This is a genomic window from Klebsiella sp. CN_Kp066 (genome assembly GCF_040065135.1).
In the GTDB taxonomy this organism is placed as follows: domain Bacteria; phylum Pseudomonadota; class Gammaproteobacteria; order Enterobacterales; family Enterobacteriaceae; genus Klebsiella; species Klebsiella oxytoca.
The window spans coordinates 60,013-80,978 of sequence record NZ_JBEAIU010000034.1 but is presented as its reverse complement, the minus strand read 5'-3'; the positions used below and the strand labels follow the sequence as shown (position 1 = coordinate 80,978).

General features: G+C 46.7%; 20 protein-coding genes and 1 pseudogene. 8 read left to right on the top strand and 13 right to left on the bottom strand.

Going from position 1 to position 20,966, the window contains the following annotated elements:
• The first annotated feature begins 12 nt into the window (after nt 1-12).
• Together ABLV75_RS12105 and ABLV75_RS12100 are read left to right on the top strand one after the other, a co-directional pair.
• Complete coding sequence (locus ABLV75_RS12105) at nt 13-1,323, top strand: fimbrial protein (protein WP_071786791.1); 1,311 nt, start codon at nt 13-15, stop codon at nt 1,321-1,323.
• On the top strand, nt 1,323-2,054 hold the full coding sequence (locus ABLV75_RS12100; protein ID WP_004099280.1) for a molecular chaperone: 732 nt from the start codon (nt 1,323-1,325) through the stop codon (nt 2,052-2,054). Before ABLV75_RS12105 ends, ABLV75_RS12100 begins: the two co-directional genes overlap by 1 nt.
• A 25-nt stretch (nt 2,055-2,079) precedes the next feature.
• Here the strand turns inward: ABLV75_RS12100 and ABLV75_RS12095 are convergent, their stop codons facing one another.
• Nucleotides 2,080-2,292, bottom strand: a complete 213-nt coding sequence (locus ABLV75_RS12095) for a hypothetical protein (protein ID WP_004099275.1) — start codon at nt 2,290-2,292, stop codon at nt 2,080-2,082.
• A gap of 250 nt (nt 2,293-2,542) precedes the next feature.
• Here ABLV75_RS12095 and ABLV75_RS12090 point away from each other — a divergent pair, with 250 nt between their 5' ends.
• Nucleotides 2,543-2,935: a DUF1090 domain-containing protein gene (locus ABLV75_RS12090; RefSeq protein ID WP_004099273.1), complete on the top strand. Its 393-nt coding sequence runs from the start codon at nt 2,543-2,545 to the stop codon at nt 2,933-2,935.
• A 326-nt stretch (nt 2,936-3,261) separates the two neighbouring features.
• Here the strand turns inward: ABLV75_RS12090 and ABLV75_RS12085 are convergent, their stop codons facing one another.
• The 8 genes from ABLV75_RS12085 to fimA all read right to left on the bottom strand — a co-directional run bounded on the left by ABLV75_RS12085 (nt 3,262) and on the right by fimA (nt 11,384).
• Complete coding sequence (locus ABLV75_RS12085) at nt 3,262-4,722, bottom strand: EAL domain-containing protein (RefSeq protein WP_050595493.1); 1,461 nt, start codon at nt 4,720-4,722, stop codon at nt 3,262-3,264.
• A complete protein-coding gene (locus tag ABLV75_RS12080) occupies nt 4,715-5,650 on the bottom strand; it encodes a fimbrial protein (protein WP_071786790.1) in 936 nt (311 codons plus the stop codon). The genes ABLV75_RS12085 and ABLV75_RS12080 overlap by 8 nt, the downstream gene beginning before the upstream one ends.
• Nucleotides 5,651-5,675: 25 nt before the next feature.
• Nucleotides 5,676-6,182, bottom strand: coding sequence for a fimbrial protein (locus ABLV75_RS12075; protein WP_004099261.1), 507 nt, complete (start codon nt 6,180-6,182; stop codon nt 5,676-5,678).
• A 12-nt stretch (nt 6,183-6,194) separates the two neighbouring features.
• Nucleotides 6,195-6,692 (bottom strand): fimbrial protein, encoded by a 498-nt coding sequence (locus tag ABLV75_RS12070; protein WP_105890687.1) that lies wholly within the window; start codon nt 6,690-6,692, stop codon nt 6,195-6,197.
• A 54-nt stretch (nt 6,693-6,746) separates the two neighbouring features.
• Nucleotides 6,747-9,374, bottom strand: a complete 2,628-nt coding sequence (locus tag ABLV75_RS12065; RefSeq protein ID WP_004099257.1) for a fimbrial biogenesis usher protein — start codon at nt 9,372-9,374, stop codon at nt 6,747-6,749.
• Nucleotides 9,375-9,460: 86 nt separating this feature from the next.
• Entirely contained in the window at nt 9,461-10,120 is a 660-nt protein-coding gene (locus ABLV75_RS12060) for a fimbria/pilus periplasmic chaperone (protein WP_105889759.1), read from the bottom strand.
• A gap of 99 nt (nt 10,121-10,219) precedes the next feature.
• The gene (locus ABLV75_RS12055) at nt 10,220-10,759 is read right to left on the bottom strand and encodes a fimbrial protein (protein ID WP_105889758.1); all 540 of its coding nucleotides are present in this window, start codon (nt 10,757-10,759) and stop codon (nt 10,220-10,222) included.
• Between the two features lie 76 nt (nt 10,760-10,835).
• Complete coding sequence (fimA, locus tag ABLV75_RS12050) at nt 10,836-11,384, bottom strand: type 1 fimbrial major subunit FimA (RefSeq protein ID WP_004099233.1); 549 nt, start codon at nt 11,382-11,384, stop codon at nt 10,836-10,838.
• A 372-nt stretch (nt 11,385-11,756) separates the two neighbouring features.
• Between fimA and ABLV75_RS12045 the strand changes: the two genes are divergently transcribed.
• Nucleotides 11,757-12,524, top strand: a complete 768-nt coding sequence (locus ABLV75_RS12045) for a winged helix-turn-helix domain-containing protein (protein WP_004099232.1) — start codon at nt 11,757-11,759, stop codon at nt 12,522-12,524.
• Nucleotides 12,525-13,151: 627 nt separating this feature from the next.
• The gene (locus ABLV75_RS12040) at nt 13,152-13,829 is read left to right on the top strand and encodes a sigma-70 region 4 domain-containing protein (protein WP_004099230.1); all 678 of its coding nucleotides are present in this window, start codon (nt 13,152-13,154) and stop codon (nt 13,827-13,829) included.
• Between the two features lie 290 nt (nt 13,830-14,119).
• On the opposite strand, the gene ABLV75_RS12035 is transcribed toward ABLV75_RS12040, so the two are convergent.
• The 4 genes and pseudogenes from ABLV75_RS12035 to ABLV75_RS12020 form a co-directional block, all read right to left on the bottom strand.
• Entirely contained in the window at nt 14,120-14,884 is a 765-nt protein-coding gene (locus ABLV75_RS12035; protein WP_225865401.1) for a class I SAM-dependent methyltransferase, read from the bottom strand.
• Between the two features lie 342 nt (nt 14,885-15,226).
• Nucleotides 15,227-15,652: pseudogene (locus ABLV75_RS12030) on the bottom strand (class I SAM-dependent methyltransferase); the annotation flags it as partial.
• Nucleotides 15,653-15,765: 113 nt separating this feature from the next.
• The gene (locus ABLV75_RS12025) at nt 15,766-16,317 is read right to left on the bottom strand and encodes an N-acetyltransferase (RefSeq protein ID WP_004099227.1); all 552 of its coding nucleotides are present in this window, start codon (nt 16,315-16,317) and stop codon (nt 15,766-15,768) included.
• A gap of 10 nt (nt 16,318-16,327) precedes the next feature.
• Nucleotides 16,328-16,585: a YjhX family toxin gene (locus tag ABLV75_RS12020; RefSeq protein ID WP_004099226.1), complete on the bottom strand. Its 258-nt coding sequence runs from the start codon at nt 16,583-16,585 to the stop codon at nt 16,328-16,330.
• 581 nt (nt 16,586-17,166) lie between these two features.
• Here ABLV75_RS12020 and uxuA point away from each other — a divergent pair.
• The 3 genes from uxuA to uxuR all read left to right on the top strand — a co-directional run bounded on the left by uxuA (nt 17,167) and on the right by uxuR (nt 20,812).
• The gene (gene uxuA, locus ABLV75_RS12015) at nt 17,167-18,351 is read left to right on the top strand and encodes a mannonate dehydratase (RefSeq protein WP_004099225.1); all 1,185 of its coding nucleotides are present in this window, start codon (nt 17,167-17,169) and stop codon (nt 18,349-18,351) included.
• Between the two features lie 74 nt (nt 18,352-18,425).
• Entirely contained in the window at nt 18,426-19,901 is a 1,476-nt protein-coding gene (locus ABLV75_RS12010) for a fructuronate reductase (protein ID WP_004099224.1), read from the top strand.
• A gap of 134 nt (nt 19,902-20,035) precedes the next feature.
• Entirely contained in the window at nt 20,036-20,812 is a 777-nt protein-coding gene (gene uxuR, locus ABLV75_RS12005) for a Uxu operon transcriptional regulator (RefSeq protein WP_004099223.1), read from the top strand.
• The last annotated feature ends 154 nt before the right edge of the window (nt 20,813-20,966 follow it).

Sequence of the window (20,966 nt, the reverse complement as noted above, 5' to 3'; positions counted from 1 at the left end):
TTGACATTATTGATGCTGCTCGGGTTACTTTCATTCACTCAGGCTCATGCAACCTGTACGCGAAAGTCATCTATCGATGCTGGCTGCGATAGTTGTGGTGTGGGGATTGGCCTCGGCAACGTCAACATTACCAGCAGCTACCTTCAACCCGTTGGCACGCCATTAGCGAGTACGGTATTCAGTATTACTACTGCAGTTAGGTATAGCAGTAGTGGAGCTGGAGATCTTGTTTTATATGAATGCGACGCAACTGACGCAGGAAATATCTATGAAGTTTTCGCAACAAACGGTGACGATCGTGTCGGTGGATACTTCGATCTGGGTAAGGATGATTCCCATGAGAACTATTTTGCCACCTATTTCCCCTACGTAGGTATAAAATTAACACATATTAATTCAGGACTTCCATTTACTCGCTACTGGCAGCAATATCCTATTACTAGCTACGCAACAGTGGGTAACAAAATACAAATTCGTGTTAAAGATTTTAGCGCTATTCGCGCAGATCTTATCAGAATAAGCAAACTGCCAGGGCAGGGGAAAAGTAACTACTGCGGTGGTTATGTTGCCAGCTCCCCTTATTCAGGAATGGCGTCACCAACAGGCACGTCTAGCTATACCTGCATACAACCAAATGGCTATGTCACTTTCAAAGGACCGGGTATTGCTAGCGATCCTATCGGTTCCGATTCTGCCGATAACTACACCACATGGGGGACAGGACGTTGGATCGCAATGGGAATGGGAACGTCACCTATATCTACTCTGACCCATACATCTACCTGCGTGGCCCGCAATGTAACGCCTTTAGTACTGCTGCCTACAATTAGCATTCAATCACTCAATAACGGTGGAACATCACAGGCAAATTTCACTGTGTCTATTGAGTGTGATAATGCCGCGGTCTCCGGAATTTCCTCCGGTAGTACAGCATTAGGACTGCAAGTGCCCTATGAAAGTTATTTAACGGCAAAGGAACTTGGGCTGGTAAACGCATCAGGCGGTGTCAGTTATTTACTTTCAGATGGCTATGGGACTAATTCTACAATTGCAACTGGCGTGGGTATTGCCCTAAGCAATACCTCAACCGGCACAGCGATGAATTTCTTAGGATGGGGAGTGTGTACTTCACTCGGTTGCCCAAGCGGTAATGATGTGGGTTGGTATTCTGTTTTAAACGGTGCATCATCTATTGGTAGTGCGGCGTCAGGGTACACCAGTTATAATTCTGTATTCACTGCTACATTGAAGAAAATTCCTGGCCAAACGGTGACTGCGGGAAAAGTCAGCGCTAAAGCTTACATCTGGGTGAGGGTTCAGTGATGGGTAAAACAATATTAATAATACTGTTCCTGCTTACGCCAATTAGCCATGCGGGGATGTTGATTGAAAAAACCAGAGTGATTTACCATGAAGGCGATAGCACTCAAAGCGTTAATATCATGAATATTAATCCATATCCAACATTTGTCCAGACATGGGTGGATTCAGGCGAGGTTAACAATTTCAAGCAGAGCGCTTCATCACCATTTGTTCTGATTCCTCCAATATTTAATTTACGCCCTAATGAAATAAAATCAGTTAGAGTTATATTTAATGGACAAAAATTACCAACAGATAGAGAAAGCCTCTATTGGATAAATATTTATGAAGTTCCAGCCATCAAAGAAATACCTGGAATTGATAAATACTTACTAATGTCAATGAAAACACAACTAAAGCTTATTTATCGCCCAAAAAATCTTACTGGTAGCGTTAATGATGCAGGAAATTCAGTATCATGCTCACTCAAGCAGGATACTCATTTATCCTTGATTTGCCTTAATAATAGCGGTTATGTCTTATCTTATAATGGAATTATTGTTAACACCCAGGGAAGAAATTATAAAGCAACTGCCGATTTGGATCTGATGATAAAGCCATTTTCGGAGAGTTTTTTTTCACTTACACCGATTACAGCTGAGCCAATAAAAAACACCAATACCATTCTATTCAAAATTATTAATGATGAAGGTGAGGTGGAAAAAATAACAAAAAGCATGTCTACTTTATAGTAAATAGCTGAAAATCCTAAAAAGGCTAAAAAATTGATAAATCAATACCATCACTCTTGAGTATAATGAGCGTATACCAGACAAGACAATAAAAAGCAATAATGATCAAGGCAAGAGCAACGAGTATATTTACAAAAGGCATATCCCCTTCTGTAAAAAATAACCAGAAAGCATAAAAGAAGATAAGTACCGAGAAAGATATTGCGACTAGCGCACACGATGAAAGCAATGCTTGCATATTGTAGTCCTTTACCAAGAGTCATAATTATAACATGATGGTTATATAATGTCTTTTCATATCTTAAGTTATCACATGATACTTAAGCAGTATTGCACTTCTATCATTTCCAATAATTAAAAATCTTGATAGGATTCATCCTATTTAGGACAAAACGACCAATCAATATATTGAAATTGATGATGATTTATAATTAAATATAGTCTTTGACAAAGACGTCATTATTTATTAATTCAATTAAGGATATACTATGAAAAAACTAAGAACAGTACTAACCTGCCTGACATTCATCGGCGCTTTTTCGTCTTTCAGCACGTATGCTGCAAGTGAATTAAAAGGTTGTGTAGCTAAAGAACAGCAAATCCAACAGCAAATTGACTATGCAACTCAGCACGGTAATAAACACCGGATATCGGGTCTGGAAAAAGCCCTGAGCGAATTACGTCAAAACTGTACTGATGAAAAATTGACCCAGGAACGAAAAAATAAAATTTCTGAAAAAGAGAGAAAAGTTACCGAAAGAATGACTGAACTTAATCAAGCTAAAGAAACTGGTAACGCTGATAAGATAAATAAAAAAGAGAAAAAACTTCAGGAGGCTAAAAGTGAGCTCATTGAAGCACAAAGCGAACTGAATAAATAAATATAGATTCTGAAATAACACTTTCATTCGCTATACAAAAAAATTAGTGCCAGTTATCTGGCACTAATTTTCAGAATTTATCATCCAGATTCATTATTGAATTCTGCGTCTGAATCAATCCTTCAATCTCTTCAAGTCTATGATTAACTTTTATAGGCTCATGAATGTCTTTTATAAAAACAAGTGATTTGTCGCCATGGCTGTGAACCATTCTTATTTCCGTTATTCTGACTATTACGGTTTTGCCTGAGTAGTCCGTTAATTTTATCATTTTTAAATCATATCAACATTTATTATAAATAAATTATGTTCATTATCATTTTTATTTAAATTGGTTTAGATTTCAATACCAGAGCAGCCAATTCCTCTTCGCTCGCTGGTTGATGAAAGAAATAACCCTGAAAAAGTTCGACACCAAGCCGCTTCAACTTTTCGAAAGTAAAAACATCTTCCACACCTTCAGCAATACATCGCCTTCCTGTCAGCGAGCAATATCCTGATAGAGACGTAATTAACGCTATATCATCTTTACTTGTTAAAACATCATCAATGATGCTTTTATCCAGTTTATACCCATTAAAAGAAAATTTTCTGACAGGAAAAAAAACACTTCCTTCAGAAAAACAGTCATCCAAAAAAAGAATCATGCCCATTCCACTTAGCATATTAAGATTATTCTCTACATCACGTGATGTATAAAAATCTGATTTTTCTGAAAATTCAAGTACAAGCTGACTTTTCCATCGAGTATCTTTCAACTGACGACAAGCTTCTATACACATGTTAACCAGACCAGGGCAGCCAATCAAATCTGGATGTATATTAATAGAAAAAAAATAATCCCCCTCATACCTATTTATTCCATCGATGGCATTTTTGAGGCTCATAGCGGTAAGTAGCAACAGGACGCTTTCAGATTTAAGATCAGGAATGAATTCATTCGGGGGGATTACATACCCTTTTTGACGCCAGCGAGTGAGTATTTCGAAGCCACAAATTTCCCGTGATATATTTATTATTGGCTGATAAACCTGATAAACTTCCTGCATCTCTATACCGATCACGAAGTCTTTTTCATAAGAAGACATTTCCGTTTGAGCCAATCTTGCCTTCCATCTTTTTGATGCCCCTGGAAGTTTCCCGGCAAGTTCAGCAGAATTCTCAACCATTTTCCTAAGCCCTGATTTTCTCTGATTGTATAAAGTTTTAGATGCTACATTTCTGTTTCTTTCAACAAGCGCGGTATCAGTACCGCTGAACAGGTCAAGAAGGACTTCAGTTTCGCGTGGGGTTAGTCCTTCATTACTCATTCCTCTTCTGTTAACAGTGAAACGATCTCTTGAGGTGAAAGGTAGGTTCTCTCTCACTCGAGTAAAATATTGTTCCAGACGTTTTACACTCAATTTTGAGGAGATAATCTTCGCACTAAAAACAAATTTTTCCCCACCAGCCATTTGCAGTATATTTTGATGAAGCCAGGAACACGACACACCACTAATGAAAACGAAATCAGTATCTGGATGAACTTTTTTTATTCTCTCAGCTATGTAGATCAACATCAAAAGGAAATAAAAAGATTCCTTAGGTATATAAAATACATACAAACCAGAAGTATCAATTACGTCATCATCCTCAGAATGGGTAGTATCAACACTCGCATCGTTAAGTAATATAACTTTAGTCGCAACCCCTTGATTACTTATCAATTCCTTCAGGCCTGCCGCCGCCATAGCGCAAGGGGAAACAATATAAGCAACAGAATATTCTACTTTTGTTTGCTTAATCATAAACAAAATTTACGCCAATAATTGATTGAACACCACCGGCTGTAACCTGACCAGATGTACGAGCATAATTTGCCGTCAGTCCCAAACTTACCGATGAGGTGCCAACAGTCCCCAAAGAAACATTCTGGTTTGCTGGTATGGCGTTTCCATTGCGGAGCAATTGTATACCAACCCCAGAAGCAGTACTGGTTCCAGAATAGGTATTGAGAAATATATCGTTGCTGGTTGCGGTATTGCCAGATAGATAAAAAGAAAGACTCTGGTTAGAACCACAGTGAACTGTCAGAGGTACAGCAACCGCACTTCCAGGATACTCAGGGAGAGTCACTGCAACGTTGCGTGCTGATACATCGCAGCCACCCGTTGGAACTACAACGCTATTATTGGCGTACAGATTCCAGGTAAAAGTTGCTGTTCTGACATTGCCACCATTGGTTTTATCAGAGCCTACTTGATACATGACAAGAGAGGCAAACATCGTCCCGCTTTCGATCGCTATCCCTCCGGCAGCCGAGGCAGCTGAGGTCAGAGGTGTCAAGTAAAGCTGAGTGTTCCACGGAGTATAACTTCCCGATGTAAAATTATGTGTACCGGTAGCTGAATTTAGAGGAAAAGGATAGCTCGAACCATAATATCTCATTGTACCGGTAAAGTTTGTTAATACTCCACCATATGCCGATCCCTTCAGCATGCTGACATTATCATTTCGTGTATTCGGATTATCATTACGACAAAAAATAGAAGACGAAAGGTCGACAACCAAGTTTTGCCCTACCGCTACACTCGGCTGAAGGTTTACATACACATTCGCTGTAGCCGTCACTGCACCACTGTTAAGTGTATTTCCTGTAGCATCATAACAGGTAAATGCGCTGGCACAATTAATCCATGTCAGCTGGGCTACTGATGCAATAATAAAAACTCTCATGAAATATATTAAATGCATTTTCCCCTCACTGATATGTATAAGTCACACTAATTACAGATTCAATACTTCCCTGCGTAGCTCCACCATTCACGGATAGAGCCCTCACCTGTAGAGGAAAGTTGGCAGATAAAGTTGAATCATCAACTGACACTTGTGTTTTCGTACCATTATTCAAATCATTACCTGAAGAATCTTGCAGCTGCAGCTGGATATTGGTCGCGGTTCCCAAATTTTTATAATATCCCGTAGCGTCAGCATTACCGGAAAAAGTTGCGGTTACTGCGGATGTTCCAACGGGACAATTTGTCAGATTGAGTGAAACTTCATGCCACGCTGAAGACGAACCTGCTGATAATAAATTAAACGTATACAAGTCCCCTAAATAGACAGTGACATCCGATGTTGACACCGTGCAGGGTTTAGCCACAACGCTACCGTTGACCGTAATAGTTACATCAGCAGAAAATACAGGGCTAACAAATGCAAAAAGAAATGCAACTAAAAGACTATTGTTTATTTTCACACTCTGCATAATTACCTCAGCTTACTGGTATTCCAGAGTAAATGTTGCTGTACTGTTCGTTAATCCTGCAACGACAGGCATATTTGATGCCATTAATCGCGCATAAAAATTAAGCGTGTTCGATGTATTTGCCGTCAGCGGGGTCCAGCTCAGGGCGCTGCTATCCGCATTTATTGCAATCTGATTTTTATCACTGTCCAGGATTTGAATTCCAACTCCTGAAGCCGCCGTACCTCCGGCATCTATCGCCAGCAAATTGGTATTATATGCATTAGCTATCCCGACAAAACCGACCTTAACGGCAATAACGGATGCGCCACATGGGGCCAGTTCAATGCTGAACGGAATTTCAGGTGTAGTGACTTTTCCGACAGCATAAAGTTGCTTTACCGCATTATTCATTAAGTCAACAGTTATATACTGGGATGAAGGAGCAACGGCACAGGTATTATCTTTTATATTACCCTTGATAGTTATAGTGCTGTCTGCCGCCAGAAGAGTACCCGGGATCATCGTCATTAATATCAGCACAACGGCAGACCACCGGTTAAATTTACCAGTCATGTTATCTCCTCAGCGGCATTCCGCACGATATTCACTGAGCGCCTTGTTCCGGCTTTCCTCAGGCAATGTATAATCCACGCGACACTGTGCATCCTGTGTATCCCCCCAGCTTGCCAGGAGTCGGCCGGTAAGCGGTAAACCGGTGAGATAAACCTGACCACCATCAGCAACGATACTTCCGCTGTTATTGTTTTCGGATGTCACAACCGCACCAAAGGGGACCGGTTTACCTTTAAACAACAAAGTCATCAGTACCTTCAGCCCCACTCTGGGCTCAAAACTGGCGCGCACAACTGCCCCGTGCGTCGGAACAACGCTCACCACGGCTTCATCTAAATCAACATTATCGGCAAGCGTGTTGGTATCCAGCGCAACACGGTTTTCACGATAATCTGAGGCATAGGGCAGTACGGCGTAACCACGCCAGTCCGTTTTTACCCCGGTCTGGTTCTGAATGTTCACATTACCGGCCCCCGGCGCTTTGACCAGAACAACGGTATCGTTCATTGGCTGGCTGAGCGTGAGTCCGTTAGCATGAGCCAGGACACCACCGCTGAGGCCGTAATAAAGCTGGCGATAACCATCGGTATGGCTATAGCCCACATTTGTATTGCCATAGGCACCGCGATAGTTCAGCGCGGCATAACCCGTGCCGGAAGATGCTCCCTGCCCGCCCCCAGCGTAGCCAGTCTGAACGCTGTAGCTCAGATTATTATCTTCCAATAACGTACCGTAGAGTCCGGCTGTATTGGTTGCCCGCCCACGCAGATCATGTGACGCGTTATAACTGGCGCTGGCGTGTCGCCAGACTGATTGACTATCGGAACGCATCCAGTGACTGAAAGGAATGTTGACATTCAGCGCCAGCATCTGATCATTGTTATCCTGCCAGGCATTTTTATTCAGGCTGTAGCTGAGCCCCCATGTGATATCCTGCACCACGGTATTCAGACCAATCTGTAATTGCTGGTCTGATTTATTCGTATCCCAATACGTCTGATGACTACCGTTAATATAAAGAGTGGACTGTCTTCCCAACTGCTGGGTCACGCTTAGCTGGACTTTCCCTCGCTTGTTATAGGACAGGTTGTAGTAGTCAGTAAATTTGGGTTTGATCTGAATAATTCCGTCCTGCGTGACAACGTTATAGCCGGACATCCGTTTGTATGCCGTATCTGCAAGGGTAAAAAATCCTTCAGTGGAATACCGATATCCCACCAGTTGAATATTTGTCCCCAATTCATTCAGCGACTTGTTATACAAAAAACGCAGAGATTGCCCCTGGTGGTCAGTATCATCAGGAAGTTGCGAATTTGCCTGAGTGATGTCGAGCGATACGGCCCCCAGGACCCCCATATTTTTCCCGACACCGGCATTAAATGCCCGGTAACGGGCAGCCAGTTGCGTTCCGCCATACACGGTCCATCCACCGGCCAGGCCACGCATCACGGTTCCCTGGAAAAAACCCGGATGCTCCTGTAGTCGGTTACCGGAGCGATAATCCCCTGCGGTCAGCGCATAACGGGTATGGCCTTCACGCTGGAGCAATGGCACTGAAGAGTAAGGCACAGTGAATACTTGTGTGGTGCCGTCAGCTTCTTTCACGGTGACCTGCAAGTCACCGCTACTGCCATTCGCATACAGGTCATTAATCACAAAGGGACCGGGTGGAACGTTACTCCGGTAAATTTCATACCCGTTCTGTTTGATTGACACTGACGCCGTGCCGCGTGCGATACCCCGGATAACAGGGGCAAAACCTTTCTGGCTGTCCGGCAACATATTATCGTCCGAGGCAATCCTTGCGCCGCGGAAGTTTATGCTGTCAAAGATATCACCGTCAGTATACCGGTCGCCGAGCGTAAGGCGTGAACGTAACGCCACAATGTCACGCTCTGCATAAGTATTAACATGCTCCCAACGATTCTCATGAACCGTGCCAGAACTGTAGCTCCATGTGGTGTTATCTCGCAGGCGCCAGGCCCCCAGATTCAGACCGCTCTGCAGATTCAGATAAGTATAATTACTGGTGACGCCGTTTTTGCTGCGAGCATTATTTCCCGTCAGGCTATAATTCAGTATCCCGGCATTAATGCCCGGATCCCATAATTCAGGTGATATATAGCCGCGAGCCCGGCTATCCATGTATACCTGCGGAATAGTCATATACAGACGCTGCAGCCCAACATCAAAGCGAACGGTAGCTTCAGGTATCAAAATAGAAAGCGGTGTACAGGCATCTGCTGCCAACACAGACATACCGGGAATGGACAGGGTATTGACCCCCATTCCACTAAGTTGCCCACGGGTCAGACAGGGAGACAAACTGTGGTCCTTCTCACTGGCCATAAACCGGATATCACGCGTAGTCATATAACCATCATTGAGATAGATATCTACCCGGTAGGTTCCTGCAGGAGCTTCCTGGCCTTTTTCAAAAGCTGAAAGATCCGCCACTGCAGCCGGGTCATCAGCCAGAAACCGGGGATTAAAATAAAGCTCGCCCCGGGCTGACGGAATATTTGCCGCAATCAGTAAGGCAAGTGGAATTAAGGTAAAACGGCAGCCAGATTTATATCCGGAGAGCGTCCTTTTTCTCGGGGTTTTTAGCCCTTTTTCAGATATCAGATGTGACATATTCCCTCCGGCTCGAATATATTCGCCGGTAATCAGCTGAAAGAGGATCCGTAGTTAATCCGTGATGCAGAACAGACTTATGGCCCTTACTGGTTCTGGCTAGTCATTTTGGGCGTAAGCGCACCGTAATCATTAATCGTCCTGTAAGTAATCTGACTACCGGCATCGGCAGGCAGATCCACTGAAGCCTCGCCCAGAGGTGGAACCAGTGCGTTATTCAGTTTGCGCGCACCGGCATTCAACTCCGTCACTGTGGCGTAATAAGGCGTGGGGTTACTGATGGTCAACTTTCCTGCCTGGCGTTTGAAGCGCAGGGACTCCGCCACTTTTTCTGGCGCGACTGAGAGCCCGGAGGGACGGTAATATAGTTTTATCCGACTGATAATAGCCAGCTGCAGGACATTATCATTCGTCTTTGATTTATCCATTGCCGGGATAGCTTTCACACTCAGCCAGAACAAACTTTCCCTATCACGTGGAAGCTGATTATTTGTTGCATCGATAATCCGGAGGGTATTTTCTTTTTTTCCCTGCATGGAAAAAAGAGGTGGCGTAATAACAAAACGGCCATCTTTCTGACCCGCCGAATTTTCCACCCAGGACTGAATCAGGAATGTGCTCTTTTCATCATTATTGGTTACCGCGAGCTGAACCTGTTTCTGACCTGCAGGATAAACGACCCGAGTGGCACCGAGTGCCACAGCCGCTTTTGCTTGCAATGAGAGGGCTGCACAAGTCAGCAGCATCACTCCAGCCAGTAACCTGCGGGATATTCCAGTTTTCTTCTTCACCTCAGACCCTCTTCATGGCTAAAATATATAAACTTGCAGTACATGCTATTTTTGTTATTCATATGTCAGAGAAAACCACGCCTGTGCATCCGCCTTTCCTCCCATAACATGATGTCCTGTTGCCCGATACTTCGCGACAAAATGCAATATGGTTTCTCCGTTCACAACAGACGCAACTCGCCTTGGCGGGCTGTTGAGCGGAATAAGCGTATTGGAGGCATCAAAAATGGCCACACCAATATCCTGTGCAATGCCAGGACCTTCGCCGACCGAAATAACATCAGGATTTTTACCGTCAGCAACACCATTGAAAGTCACCCCGACATATTGGCTGACGTTTCGGTTACAGTCCCGAAGATGAATATCAAACTCAACCGGGTCGGCATCTTCACCCGGAGCATGCAGCATATTTGTCCGGATTTGCCCCATATTCACGGTAAGGGAACGGTCAGAAATTTCCACGCTGCAGGCTTCTGCGAGCAGCTCCCCCTGAAATCTCATGGCCCCTCCGGGTAGCATGGTCTCCCAGTACTCGCCAGCTTCCAGCGCTGGGGGCAGAAGAAACAGCAGACTCACTATTAGCAGACGCATCATCTCACCCTTTCATTCCGTTTAAGGACAGGCCTTCCGTGGCCCTGTATGACATCCTGTCATTACCGTGGTGTGGTGATTATTCGTACTGAACGGCAAAAGTGGCATCGGCGTTAGCGACACCCGCAGTGGTTGCCCCCAGAGCGTAGTAACGCGCCTGGAACGGCAGAATATTCACACCGTCTTTCAGAGTCACAGCGGTGCTGAAGGTTGCGCCATCAAGACCCAGCGGTACGCTTTTGGAATCCAGGATCTGGATACCCACGTTAGTGGCGCCGCCTGCTGCAGAAGAAGCAACAGAAAGCACGGTTGGGTTAGCTGCGTTAGCCGCTACACCAGCAAATGCCACTTTTGCAGTTGTCGCTACGGTAGTGTCACAGTCATTCAGTTGGATGTTGAAGCCGACGTTCTGGCTAACGTCACCGGCAGCAGCAAGTTTGGCAGTACGGTACTGACCCAGTTGAACAGTCTGATCCACAGAACCCGCATCAACCGCGCAGGCGGCGTTGACCAGTTCACCTTTGAAGTGTACTGTGCCGCCGTTCACGGTGGTGGTCGCCGCGAATGCTGCTGCAGAAGTCAGAGCCAGTGCAGAAGTCATAACTAATGCCAGTGATTTGAATTTCATAAAATTTCCTTGGTTTTTCTGTTTACGAATAGTTAATTCGATATTGATTGAAAAAGCGGTAGATCGTTATTTCTAACTAAGGTATTAACGAGATTAATTTGAGTGATAACCTTGATAGATATTCTACTCCTCCCTATACTCACCAGTCATACGGCCAGCGTTAAGAATTATGTTCATAAAATCCCTTTATTTAAATGGGGTAAAACCCTACTTTTTTCCACGCCTGCCTTTATAGAGTTAATTTACAATTTATTATTTTTGAAACATTGAAAGTGCTGTATGGACATGTGATAATCTGCATTGTTAAATCGGTATCTGATTTTATTGTTCACAGCATGCCATCTTTCTTTATAGTCTTCATAAGGAAGCGAAGTGTTTATAATTAACTCGTCATTAATTTACAATCCAGAAGATGCTTCATTGGAACATGCTTGCGATTTAATTGAAAAAATGTCTCTTTCACCAGTACAAAATCGCACTTTGTTTTTTTTAGTGAAAAACAAAAATATTCTAGTACCCAAGGAGTTGATTCTGGATGAAGTCTGGGGCAAACACGGGCTGACACCGTCGATGCATAACTTAAACAATGTCATTTCATTTTTGAGGAAATCTTTCTTTAACTATGGCATTGAGAGCATCATTGAAACTAAAGTCAGAGAAGGCATTATCTTCAATGCTGATGTAACGGAAATAAATAAAGCAAACTCATTAAGCAATAGCGCTACATCAGATATAAAATTAGAAAAAAAACCGTCTACATCATTAATTTTTTTGTTTTCTTCTGGTTTTCTTTTGCTATGTTCAATCATATCTTCCGTATATTTTTATAAGAACAATTATTATCTTAACAATACCAACACAACCACTATTGGATTAGTTGGAAGTTGCAAAATTGAGTTTATTAGCTCATACTATGAAGTCGATGAGGATGATATCGATGTATCATACCTCTTAAGCATTAGTAAAATTAACCTTCATAAAACTTGTACTACTCCACACATTATTTATTATTATGATAATTATGCTTTAAGCCCCGTTGTACAATGGGGAACCAGAACATCTTTTTATTATATTTGTAATAAAAACCACACTAAACATCCAACAACAAATTGCAATAATTTCTATGTTCAAAAAAATTAGACTTAAATATCATAAAATTAGTGTAGCATTTACATCATTAGCAACTTTATTTTTTATCTTATCGGCCTATCTTTATTTTCACAAAAGAGAGATCCCTGAGTGTAGTGGTATTTTAAACGTATACAATGACGATTATATCGGCAAATTATTTATACATGTTTCTCCAGTATCATCTGATGAAGTCTCCTTTGCAATAAATGGAAAGATACACTCGAAAGCAAAAATTCTTGACATATCTCAAATTTATTTATTCAGATATAATAAAGCCACCTCTATATTTAGATTTAACTTAATCAAAACAATGAACTCGAGGGACGCCATACCTGGAGATTTTCAACCACTTTTTTTAGCTTCACCCGGAAATGTTTTTCTTATAAAAATTGAGCAAATCGACAAACAACAGATGCTATTCATCAATAACTTCTCGCCTCTGTTTATTTGCAGTAGGTTAAAATCATGACGTACCAGTCTGTAACACATTGTGTTTTTTCGACATTTAAATCTATTTTATTTATAATAATCAGTCATTAATTCTGTATGATTTATATATTTAGCGTTAAGTGTTAATTTTATGATTTGAACGTTGTAGGTTTGCTTCACCAAAATCCAGATTGATGAGGCTATACTATGCATCGTTTCAAATTATCTGACTTGCTGAATAATAGTAGCGATCCGTGGGCAGTTGTTGATGTAAGTGGAAAGACTACATTAAGTTCTTATAATGAAGCTTTTAAAGGACTCTTTAACATTGAGCATATAAACGTTACCAAACATGATATATTTTCATATCTTAATGAATCAAATGGCATCAATTTATTAAGTTCGGTATCTCAGGCTATTGAACTAAAGAAAAGAATTGTCAAAGCAGAAGCTTATGTCGTGGAGGGGAACTGGAATATATCTCTTTTTCATTTCCACCCATTATCAGTGGAAACAGACAAAGTAAATTTGGTTTTACTACAAATAACACCGGCATTTATAAACGATGTTCATTCACATGTGTTTAGCAACAACGAATTGTCACTCAACGAGTTGATGGTTACATCATCCTCACCTACATCATTATTTAGCGATGTTGAGTGGAGAACTATATTTTTACTCAGTTGTAATAAGACGCAAAAAGAAATCGCCAGCATAGAAAATGTGTCACTAAAGGCAATTGAAAAAAGAATATCACGATGTCTGGAAAAAACCGATTGTCTAAACACCAGACAACTTAAAAAATTTATACAATGTAATGGTTGGGACTCATATATACCATCGTGTATATTAGAAAATAGATCTAAATATAATAATATCGATTAATATAAAGTAAATTTATATAGAGAAATTAAGCTTAAGCCTGTACTTTATCTCCCATATATCAAGCGCCTCATTGTATTCCATATGATGAAAATAATAACCACATTGCATTTACTTGAATAAAATTCAATTGGAATATTTTTAAACGACTCATATTCCGAGTTCTACATGGCCCCATAAAACTGAATAGGTTAACCTACCAGAATCAGAAGACGATTAACTTTTACTCGCCTTCTACGGATTTGAGATATTCTGAACCCGGCATAGCCTTCCTGCTATGCCGGGTCTTTCAACTACCGCTTGATCAGCGCAAATACCCCCCAGCCAAAGTATTCACGCGTGTAAGTCGCATGGCGCTTTGGCGCAATCGTCAGCTCCGCCCGAACTTCTGACGCAAATTCATCGCCGGGGTTGTCCTCTAACCAACGGCGCATGGTGAGCCATTTTGCCGCTTCGTAGCGGTCCCAGCCTTCCTGGTCCGCCAGCACCATTTCGACGAGGTCATAGCCAGACGCATCGAAAGAGGAAACCAGTTCGGCAAGCGTCAGAAAATCGGCGAGCGAAGAGGCGCCACAGGCTTGCGCTATCTCTTCCGTTGCCGGAACCCGGCGCCAGTACGGTTCGCCAATCAACAGTATGCCTCCGGGCTTGAGACTTTTACTCAGCAGTTCGATCGTCCCGGCTACGCCGCCGCCAATCCAGGTCGCGCCTACGCAGGCGGCGATGTCGCATTTTTCATCGGCCACATAACCAGCGGCGTCCTGATGGATAAACGTGACGCGGTCGGCAACCCCGAGCTCTGCTGCCCGCTGCTTAGCCTGCTGGCTGAACAGCGCGCTCATGTCGACGCCGGTGCCGCTAATACCGTGGTCGCGCGCCCAGGTACAGAGCATCTCCCCCGATCCGCTGCCAAGGTCGAGTATCCGCGTTCCGGCCTTCATCCGCAGCACGCGGCCAAGCGTGGCGTATTTTTCCGGCGTAAACGGGTTATGGATGCGGTGGGCGCTTTCACTAATCGTAAAAATACGTGGGATATCCAATGTTGGTATTCCTTTCATTGAGTGGGTAGTAAGAGAATAAAATTCGTTTTTTTCGGCCAGCAGCGCGTACAGCTTGTCGGTAAAAGTATCGCTGACCGGCCATGCCGCCCCATCCGGGCGGATAATTGAGGTAAAACCTGCCGTATGCAGCAGGTCGAGCCAGGCGTCATCCTGCCAGGCGGTCATCTGACTGCCGAAGCGCGTCACGTTGCCGTTCTCTTCAATCGCCATAAATCGCGTTGCGCTGGTTTGCGCAGCGGGATCCCAGGCGTGCTCCGTCAGCAGCAGGTGCGGTACATCCAGAAATAGCCCCTGCGGACAGCGCTGCCAGCTGGGTTCAGCCATCCCCTGCCGTTTAACTTCAGCATAAGTATGAACTTCGATAAGCAGTTTTCCTCCCGCCACCAGCCACTGCGCGCAGCGATTAACCAACGCCCGGGTTTCAGCCGCGCTGAACACATTCAGTTCACCGAAGGTCATCATGATGAAATCGAACTGTTCTTCCGGCTGGTAGTGGCGAACGTCCTGCTGGTGATAGGTAATATCAAGGCTGGCCGCCTGCGCCTGCTGACGAGCCCAGGCGATCGACGCCGGAGAAAAATCCACGCCCGTACAGCAAAAGCCGCGCTCCGCCAGCTGGCGCGTATAAAAACCCGGCCCGCAGCCGAGATCCAGAATGCGCGCGCCGGCGGGCAGCTGCCCGGCAAGCCATGCCACCTGTTGTTCAATAACCGCCAGCCTGCGGCTGGCCCAGTCGTGCTCCTGCGACAGATGATTCTCCAGCATACGCTGGCTAAACGCCTGTTCATCCCAGGGAATTTTGCGCTCCACCTCCGGCAAAACTGCGTTTGCGGAATCCCTGATAATCGTACTAATTGTCATCATCATTTCCTTATTGATTACTCGCGCCAGTGCTCGGGTTTCATTAACGCCCGGGCGCACTGTATCTGACCGGTTATCCCCAGCGGCCGGGACGAAAGCCGCTGCAGCATCCAGCAGGCTTTATGCTCCTCGGGAATGGGATAAGGCGCCGGATAGCCTTTATCTCCGGCACAGGGTTCAAAGCCATGCCGCGGGTAATAAGTGGCATGTCCCAGAACGAATACCGCCAGGCTCCCCATTGCCTTCAGATGCTCAATACCGCTTTGGATAAGTAATCCGCCTACGCCCATGCCCTGGTATTCCGGCACCACCGCCAGGGGGGCAAGGATATGCATCATCGGAGAGTCAGACTCCCCTTTAAACGTCGCCAGGGTGAACAAAATATGCCCAACTGCTTTTCCATTATGTTTGGCCAGCAGAGATAATCTCGGGTGAGCACTTTCATCGTTGAGCAAATCGGCAACCAGGTCGGCCTCTTTGCTAAAGCCGAAAGCCCGGGTTTCAACTTCGCGAATATCATCAGCATCACGCTCTGAGGTGATGTGAAAGGTGAAGTTATGGTTTGTCATCAGTTGCTCCTTAGCGGTTGTCCAGCTGAGCGCGAACGTTGTTCAGCCCGGTGGCATTGATACGGTAGGGCTGCCCGTTGACGGACTTAATGAGTTTTTTGGTTTTGAGTTTTTTGAAAACGGCGAGCGTGCAGTCGCTGAGCAGGAGCCCTTCGCGACTGTAGCATTCAACAGAGGTTACGCGGCCTGATGCATCGCGAATATGCGCGATCCGGCCACCTTTAGCGAGAACGTGTAAGGTACGTTGTTCCTGACGGGATAGATTCATACTGAAGAAACCTGTTAATCATCATGCGTAAAAACGAGCCAACACCCACGGGTGTTCGCGTAAAGTTTAAGCGCAGCGATAACCAGTCCGGCCTGATAAGGTCGGGAAGCTGATTATCTAATGATGACATTCTCCAGCATCAAAGCCTCGGTGAGAGTTGAAAAGATATTTACCAGCGAAATGATAACACGTAGTTTTTATAAGGAAATCGTATTAATTAAAAAGTGTGATCTGTTGCAAGCCCAGCGGATTTCTGACGCATCTGGTCGATATGTTGACGCCATTGGTTAACCATTTATAAAGACCCGCTTCGCGGGACCTCATGCCCTCCTGAGCTTCAGCAGAATCTCTCCGCGCGACGCAACGAGTCTAAAATATCGATGGGTTAGCACTCAGGCCATTAGCGAATCTCCATCACATTTTGGTTTACCAATTTCGCTGTTATGGTTGACATGTTTGACCAATTGGAGGAACTTATACGCCATATCGTCTGGTTTCTCTCCGTTACGATGGTTGACCGGAACCGACACTCCCATCAAAGCAGCGGCCTGGAACAGGTCAAAACGTGAAAGAGGTTAAGCATGGAACAGACATGGCGCTGGTATGGCCCTAACGATCCGGTCACTTTAGCTGACGTCCGTCAGGCGGGCGCGACCGGAGTGGTCACCGCCCTGCACCATATCCCGAACGGCGAAGTGTGGACGGTTGACGAGATCCTCAAGCGTAAGGCCATCGTGGAAGAAGCCGGGCTGGTGTGGTCGGTAGTTGAAAGCGTACCGATTCACGAAGAGATCAAAACCCATACCGGCAACTACGCGCAGTGGATCGCTAACTATCAGCAGAGCCTACGCAATCTGGCCCAGTGCGGCATTCGTACCGTGTGCTACAACTTTATGCCGGTCCTCGACTGGACCCGTACCGACCTGGAATACGTCCTGCCGGACGGCTCCAAAGCCCTGCGTTTCGATCAAATTGAATTTGCCGCCTTTGAGCTGCATATCCTTAAGCGTCCGGGTGCGGAAGCGGACTACACCGCCGAAGAGGTCGCCCAGGCGAATCAGCGCTTCGCCACCATGAGCGAAGAGGATAAAGCGCGCCTGACCCGTAACATCATTGCCGGTCTGCCGGGCGCGGAAGAAGGATATACCCTCGACCAGTTCCGCCAGCATCTGGCAACCTACAAAGATATCGATAAAGCCGCACTGCGCGAGAACTTCGCCGTCTTCCTGAAAGCGATTATTCCCGTTGCCGAAGAGGTTGGCGTGCGTATGGCGGTCCACCCGGACGATCCGCCGCGTCCGATCCTCGGCCTGCCGCGCATCGTCTCAACAATTGAAGATATGCAGTGGATGGTCGATACCGTGAACAGCATGGCGAACGGCTTTACCATGTGCACCGGCTCCTACGGGGTACGCGCCGACAACGACCTGGTTGATATGATTAAGCAGTTCGGTCCGCGTATTTACTTTACCCACCTGCGCTCTACGCTACGTGAAGAGAACCCGAAAACGTTCCACGAAGCGGCGCACCTGCACGGCGACGTGGACATGTATGAAGTGGTGAAGGCCATTGTCGAAGAAGAGCACCGCCGTAAAGCGGAAGGTAAAGAGGATCTTATCCCGATGCGTCCTGACCACGGCCACCAGATGCTCGACGATCTGAAAAAGAAAACCAACCCCGGCTATTCCGCAATTGGTCGCCTGAAAGGGCTGGCCGAAGTCCGCGGCGTGGAGCTGGCGATCCAGCGCGCTTTTTTTAGCCGCTAATTCCTGACCGGCGGAGCAGCAGGCTCCGCCTTTTCCTCTTCGGCCGCCTGTTGCGGCCCACTCTGGAGTTTGCTATGACTGCAACCATTGCCGACAGCAACCTGCCGGTTACGCGCCCTGCATGGGATCGTTCTCGTCTCGAATCCCGCATCGTTCATCTGGGCTGCGGCGCATTTCACCGCGCGCATCAGGCGCTTTATACCCATCATCTGCTGGAAACCAGCGATAGCGACTGGGGCATCTGCGAAGTCAACCTGATGCCGGGCAACGACCGCCTCCTGATTGAGAATCTGAAAAATCAGCAGCTGCTTTATACCGTGGCGGAAAAAGGCGCTGACAGCACCGCGCTGAAAATTATCGGTTCGATGAAAGAGGCGCTGCATCCGGAAATCGACGGCTGTGACGGCATTCTGCGCGCCATGACGCGACCGCAAACGGCGATCGTTTCGCTGACGGTAACGGAAAAAGGCTACTGCACCGATGCGGCCAGCGGTCAGCTCGATCTGAATAACCCGCTGATTCAACACGACCTCGCCCATCCGGCGACGCCGAAATCCGCTATAGGCTACATCGTCGAAGCGCTGCGCCTGCGCCGCGAAGAGGGGCTAAACGCCTTTACGGTGATGTCCTGCGATAACGTTCGCGAGAATGGCCACGTGGCGAAAGTGGCGGTACTTGGCCTGGCGCAGGCCCGTGACCCAGCGCTGGCGGCGTGGATTGAAGCTCACGCGACCTTCCCGTGCACCATGGTTGACCGCATTGTGCCCGCGGCAACGCCTGAAACCCTACAGGAGATTGCCGACCAGCTTGGGGTCTACGATCCGTGCGCCATCGCCTGTGAACCGTTCCGTCAATGGGTGATTGAAGATAGCTTCGTCAACGGCCGCCCGGAGTGGGACAAAGTCGGCGCGCAGTTTGTTGAAGACGTCGTGCCGTTTGAAATGATGAAGCTACGCATGCTCAACGGCAGCCACTCTTTCCTGGCCTATCTCGGCTATCTCGGCGGCTATGAAACCATCGCCGACACCATGACTAACCCGGCATACCGCAAAGCGGCTTTTGCCCTGATGATGCAGGAGCAGGCGTCGACGCTCTCGATGCCGGAAGGCACCGATCTTCAGGCCTACGCCACGCTGCTGATTGCCCGTTTCAGCAACCCTTCCCTGCGTCACCGCACCTGGCAGATCGCCATGGACGGTAGCCAGAAGCTGCCGCAGCGCCTGCTTGACCCAATTCGTCTGCATCTGCAAAACGGCAGCAGCTGGCGCCATCTGGCGCTCGGCGTGGCGGGCTGGATGCGCTATACCCAGGGAAGCGATGAGCAGGGACAACCCATTGATGTTGTCGACCCGCTGCTAACGGAGATCCAGCAGATTAATCAGCGTTATCAGGGCGCGGAGCGTGTCGCCGCGCTGCTGGCCATCAGCGGGATCTTTGCCCACGATCTGCCGGACAATGGCGACTTCGTCAACGCGGTTACCCTGGCGTATCAACAGTTGTGCGAGCGCGGCGCCCGCGAGTGCGTGGCGGCGGTTAGCGCCAGTCTGTAATCTCCCTTCTTTCACGGGTCAACTGACAATAATTTGGTTGACCCGTTTTCCCTCTCCGGGCCGAGAGTGATGCCAACCCGCCGGCCAAATGCTATAGTCAACCACCGGGCTACTGCATATCACAACTTAACACCATGAAATCACAAACTTCTCAGCACAGACCTTATCAGGAAGTCGGCGCGTTAATTCGCGATCTCATCGTCAAGACGCCCTATAACCCTGGCGATCGCCTGCCGCCTGAGCGCGAGATCGCCGAGATGCTGGATGTAACCCGTACCGTGGTTCGCGAAGCGCTGATCATGCTGGAAATTAAAGGGCTGGTCGAAGTGCGCCGCGGCGCCGGGATCTATGTGCTGGATAACGTCGCGGCGGAAGGCGCGGTGGAGAGCGCGGACATGAAGCATTGTAATGATGCCGGTCCATTTGAGCTGCTGCAGGCCCGCCAACTGCTGGAAAGCAATATCGCCGAATTTGCCGCCCTGCAGGCAACCCGGGAAGATATCATCAAAATGCGCCAGGCCTTACAGCTGGAAGAGCGCGAGCTGGCCAGCAGCGCGCCGGGCGGTTCCGAAAGCGGCGATATGCAGTTTCATCTGGCCATCGCCGAAGCGACGCACAACAGTATGCTGGTAGAACTGTTCCGCCAGTCATGGCAGTGGCGGGAAAATAATCCCATGTGGATCCAGCTGCACCGCCATCTCGGCGACACTCACTACCGCGAGGAGTGGCTGGTGGATCATAAACGGATCCTTGCCGCCTTAATCAAAAAAGACGCCCGGGCGGCAAAACTCGCCATGTGGCAGCATCTGGAAAATGTTAAACGCCGTCTGCTGGAGTTCTCCAACGTCGATGATATTTACTTCGACGGCTACCTGTTTGACTCCTGGCCGTTGGATAACGCCGACGCCTGACTCTCCCGCGCGCGGATAGCGGCTATCCGCGCGCCGTTCTGCAGTAACCGCAGCATGCAATGCAAAAATTGATAATCATTCTCATCTTTATTGTCGCCCTGCCCGCGCAATGGTAAGGTTACCTCATCCGATGAAGCCTCATCTCCAGTGCAGA